Raw genomic sequence first — 4,650 nt, forward strand, 5'->3', positions numbered from 1 at the left:
GTGTATATACTGGCTTACTATGTTGGCACTGATGAGGGTGTCAGTGAAGTGCTTCATGTGGCAGGAGAAAAAAGGCTGCACCGGTGCGTCAGCAGAATATGTGATACAGGATATATTCCGCTTCCTCGCTCACTGACTCGCTACGCTCGGTCGTTCGACTGCGGCGAGCGGAAATGGCTTACGAACGGGGCGGAGATTTCCTGGAAGATGCCAGGAAGATACTTAACAGGGAAGTGAGAGGGCCGCGGCAAAGCCGTTTTTCCATAGGCTCCGCCCCCCTGACAAGCATCACGAAATCTGACGCTCAAATCAGTGGTGGCGAAACCCGACAGGACTATAAAGATACCAGGCGTTTCCCCCTGGCGGCTCCCTCGTGCGCTCTCCTGTTCCTGCCTTTCGGTTTACCGGTGTCATTCCGCTGTTATGGCCGCGTTTGTCTCATTCCACGCCTGACACTCAGTTCCGGGTAGGCAGTTCGCTCCAAGCTGGACTGTATGCACGAACCCCCCGTTCAGTCCGACCGCTGCGCCTTATCCGGTAACTATCGTCTTGAGTCCAACCCGGAAAGACATGCAAAAGCACCACTGGCAGCAGCCACTGGTAATTGATTTAGAGGAGTTAGTCTTGAAGTCATGCGCCGGTTAAGGCTAAACTGAAAGGACAAGTTTTGGTGACTGCGCTCCTCCAAGCCAGTTACCTCGGTTCAAAGAGTTGGTAGCTCAGAGAACCTTCGAAAAACCGCCCTGCAAGGCGGTTTTTTCGTTTTCAGAGCAAGAGATTACGCGCAGACCAAAACGATCTCAAGAAGATCATCTTATTAATCAGATAAAATATTTCTAGGCACCAATAACTGCCTTAAAAAAATTACGCCCCGCCCTGCCACTCATCGCAGTACTGTTGTAATTCATTAAGCATTCTGCCGACATGGAAGCCATCACAAACGGCATGATGAACCTGAATCGCCAGCGGCATCAGCACCTTGTCGCCTTGCGTATAATATTTGCCCATGGTGAAAACGGGGGCGAAGAAGTTGTCCATATTGGCCACGTTTAAATCAAAACTGGTGAAACTCACCCAGGGATTGGCTGAGACGAAAAACATATTCTCAATAAACCCTTTAGGGAAATAGGCCAGGTTTTCACCGTAACACGCCACATCTTGCGAATATATGTGTAGAAACTGCCGGAAATCGTCGTGGTATTCACTCCAGAGCGATGAAAACGTTTCAGTTTGCTCATGGAAAACGGTGTAACAAGGGTGAACACTATCCCATATCACCAGCTCACCGTCTTTCATTGCCATACGAAATTCCGGATGAGCATTCATCAGGCGGGCAAGAATGTGAATAAAGGCCGGATAAAACTTGTGCTTATTTTTCTTTACGGTCTTTAAAAAGGCCGTAATATCCAGCTGAACGGTCTGGTTATAGGTACATTGAGCAACTGACTGAAATGCCTCAAAATGTTCTTTACGATGCCATTGGGATATATCAACGGTGGTATATCCAGTGATTTTTTTCTCCATTTTAGCTTCCTTAGCTCCTGAAAATCTCGATAACTCAAAAAATACGCCCGGTACTGATGAATCCCCTAATGATTTTGGTAAAAATCATTAAGTTAAGGTGGATACACATCTTGTCATATGATCAAATGGTTTCGCGAAAAATCAATAATCAGACAACAAGATGTGCGAACTCGATATTTTACACGACTCTCTTTACCAATTCTGCCCCGAATTACACTTAAAACGACTCAACAGCTTAACGTTGGCTTGCCACGCATTACTTGACTGTAAAACTCTCACTCTTACCGAACTTGGCCGTAACCTGCCAACCAAAGCGAGAACAAAACATAACATCAAACGAATCGACCGATTGTTAGGTAATCGTCACCTCCACAAAGAGCGACTCGCTGTATACCGTTGGCATGCTAGCTTTATCTGTTCGGGCAATACGATGCCCATTGTACTTGTTGACTGGTCTGATATTCGTGAGCAAAAACGACTTATGGTATTGCGAGCTTCAGTCGCACTACACGGTCGTTCTGTTACTCTTTATGAGAAAGCGTTCCCGCTTTCAGAGCAATGTTCAAAGAAAGCTCATGACCAATTTCTAGCCGACCTTGCGAGCATTCTACCGAGTAACACCACACCGCTCATTGTCAGTGATGCTGGCTTTAAAGTGCCATGGTATAAATCCGTTGAGAAGCTGGGTTGGTACTGGTTAAGTCGAGTAAGAGGAAAAGTACAATATGCAGACCTAGGAGCGGAAAACTGGAAACCTATCAGCAACTTACATGATATGTCATCTAGTCACTCAAAGACTTTAGGCTATAAGAGGCTGACTAAAAGCAATCCAATCTCATGCCAAATTCTATTGTATAAATCTCGCTCTAAAGGCCGAAAAAATCAGCGCTCGACACGGACTCATTGTCACCACCCGTCACCTAAAATCTACTCAGCGTCGGCAAAGGAGCCATGGGTTCTAGCAACTAACTTACCTGTTGAAATTCGAACACCCAAACAACTTGTTAATATCTATTCGAAGCGAATGCAGATTGAAGAAACCTTCCGAGACTTGAAAAGTCCTGCCTACGGACTAGGCCTACGCCATAGCCGAACGAGCAGCTCAGAGCGTTTTGATATCATGCTGCTAATCGCCCTGATGCTTCAACTAACATGTTGGCTTGCGGGCGTTCATGCTCAGAAACAAGGTTGGGACAAGCACTTCCAGGCTAACACAGTCAGAAATCGAAACGTACTCTCAACAGTTCGCTTAGGCATGGAAGTTTTGCGGCATTCTGGCTACACAATAACAAGGGAAGACTTACTCGTGGCTGCAACCCTACTAGCTCAAAATTTATTCACACATGGTTACGCTTTGGGGAAATTATGAGGGGATCTCTCAGCGCCCGGTAGTGATCTTATTTCATTATGGTGAAAGTTGGAACCTCTTACGTGCCGATCAACGTCTCATTTTCGCCAAAAGTTGGCCCAGGGCTTCCCGGTATCAACAGGGACACCAGGATTTATTTATTCTGCGAAGTGATCTTCCGTCACAGGTATTTATTCGGCGCAAAGTGCGTCGGGTGATGCTGCCAACTTACTGATTTAGTGTATGATGGTGTTTTTGAGGTGCTCCAGTGGCTTCTGTTTCTATCAGCTGTCCCTCCTGTTCAGCTACTGACGGGGTGGTGCGTAACGGCAAAAGCACCGCCGGACATCAGCGCCATTCGCCATTCAGGCTGCGCAACTGTTGGGAAGGGCGATCGGTGCGGGCCTCTTCGCTATTACGCCAGCTGGCGAAAGGGGGATGTGCTGCAAGGCGATTAAGTTGGGTAACGCCAGGGTTTTCCCAGTCACGACGTTGTAAAACGACGGCCAGTGCCAAGCTTGCATGCCTGCAGCCGGCCAGCCTCGCAGAGCAGGATTCCCGTTGAGCACCGCCAGGTGCGAATAAGGGACAGTGAAGAAGGAACACCCGCTCGCGGGTGGGCCTACTTCACCTATCCTGCCCGGCTGACGCCGTTGGATACACCAAGGAAAGTCTACACGAACCCTTTGGCAAAATCCTGTATATCGTGCGAAAAAGGATGGATATACCGAAAAAATCGCTATAATGACCCCGAAGCAGGGTTATGCAGCGGAAAAGCGCTGTCTAGATTACTTGTACAGCTCGTCCATGCCGCCGGTGGAGTGGCGGCCCTCGGCGCGTTCGTACTGTTCCACGATGGTGTAGTCCTCGTTGTGGGAGGTGATGTCCAACTTGATGTTGACGTTGTAGGCGCCGGGCAGCTGCACGGGCTTCTTGGCCTTGTAGGTGGTCTTGACCTCAGCGTCGTAGTGGCCGCCGTCCTTCAGCTTCAGCCTCTGCTTGATCTCGCCCTTCAGGGCGCCGTCCTCGGGGTACATCCGCTCGGAGGAGGCCTCCCAGCCCATGGTCTTCTTCTGCATTACGGGGCCGTCGGAGGGGAAGTTGGTGCCGCGCAGCTTCACCTTGTAGATGAACTCGCCGTCCTGCAGGGAGGAGTCCTGGGTCACGGTCACCACGCCGCCGTCCTCGAAGTTCATCACGCGCTCCCACTTGAAGCCCTCGGGGAAGGACAGCTTCAAGTAGTCGGGGATGTCGGCGGGGTGCTTCACGTAGGCCTTGGAGCCGTACATGAACTGAGGGGACAGGATGTCCCAGGCGAAGGGCAGGGGGCCACCCTTGGTCACCTTCAGCTTGGCGGTCTGGGTGCCCTCGTAGGGGCGGCCCTCGCCCTCGCCCTCGATCTCGAACTCGTGGCCGTTCACGGAGCCCTCCATGTGCACCTTGAAGCGCATGAACTCCTTGATGATGGCCATGTTATCCTCCTCGCCCTTGCTCACCATGCTTAATTTCTCCTCTTTAATTCCCGGGTACCGAGCTCGAATTCGTAATCATGTCATAGCTGTTTCCTGTGTGAAATTGTTATCCGCTCACAATTCCACACAACATACGAGCCGGAAGCATAAAGTGTAAAGCCTGGGGTGCCTAATGAGTGAGCTAACTCACATTAATTGCGTTGCGCTCACTGCCCGCTTTCCAGTCGGGAAACCTGTCGTGCCAGCTGCATTAATGAATCGGCCAACGCGCGGGGAGAGGCGGTTTGCGTATTGGGCGCTAGCGGA

At 50.2% G+C, this 4,650-nt stretch carries 2 protein-coding genes and 1 pseudogene; 2 read left to right on the plus strand and 1 reads right to left on the minus strand.

Features of this window, described 5'->3' with window-relative positions; genetic code table 11:
• Positions 1-864: 864 nt before the first annotated feature.
• Positions 865-1,524, minus strand: a complete 660-nt coding sequence (locus KO511_RS06290; protein ID WP_000412211.1) for a type A-1 chloramphenicol O-acetyltransferase — start codon at positions 1,522-1,524, stop codon at positions 865-867.
• A gap of 160 nt (positions 1,525-1,684) precedes the next feature.
• Between KO511_RS06290 and KO511_RS06295 the strand changes: the two genes are divergently transcribed.
• Together KO511_RS06295 and KO511_RS06300 are read left to right on the plus strand one after the other, a co-directional pair.
• Positions 1,685-2,893 carry an IS4-like element ISVsa5 family transposase gene (locus tag KO511_RS06295; RefSeq protein WP_001339197.1) on the plus strand — a complete coding sequence of 403 codons (1,209 nt, stop codon included), beginning with the start codon at positions 1,685-1,687 and terminating at the stop codon, positions 2,891-2,893.
• Between the two features lie 247 nt (positions 2,894-3,140).
• Positions 3,141-3,260 (plus strand): annotated as a pseudogene (locus KO511_RS06300) (IS1 family transposase); the annotation flags it as partial.
• Positions 3,261-4,650 lie beyond the last annotated feature (1,390 nt).

The organism is Vibrio hepatarius (assembly GCF_018860525.1).
In the GTDB taxonomy this organism is placed as follows: domain Bacteria; phylum Pseudomonadota; class Gammaproteobacteria; order Enterobacterales; family Vibrionaceae; genus Vibrio; species Vibrio hepatarius_B.

Bases quoted from the DNA above. Each gene is read 5' to 3' on its own strand.
- KO511_RS06290 (WP_000412211.1), bottom strand. From the start codon at position 1,524: ATGGAGAAAAAAATCACTGGATATACCACCGTTGATATATCCCAATGG.
- KO511_RS06295 (WP_001339197.1), top strand. From the start codon at position 1,685: ATGTGCGAACTCGATATTTTACACGACTCTCTTTACCAATTCTGCCCC.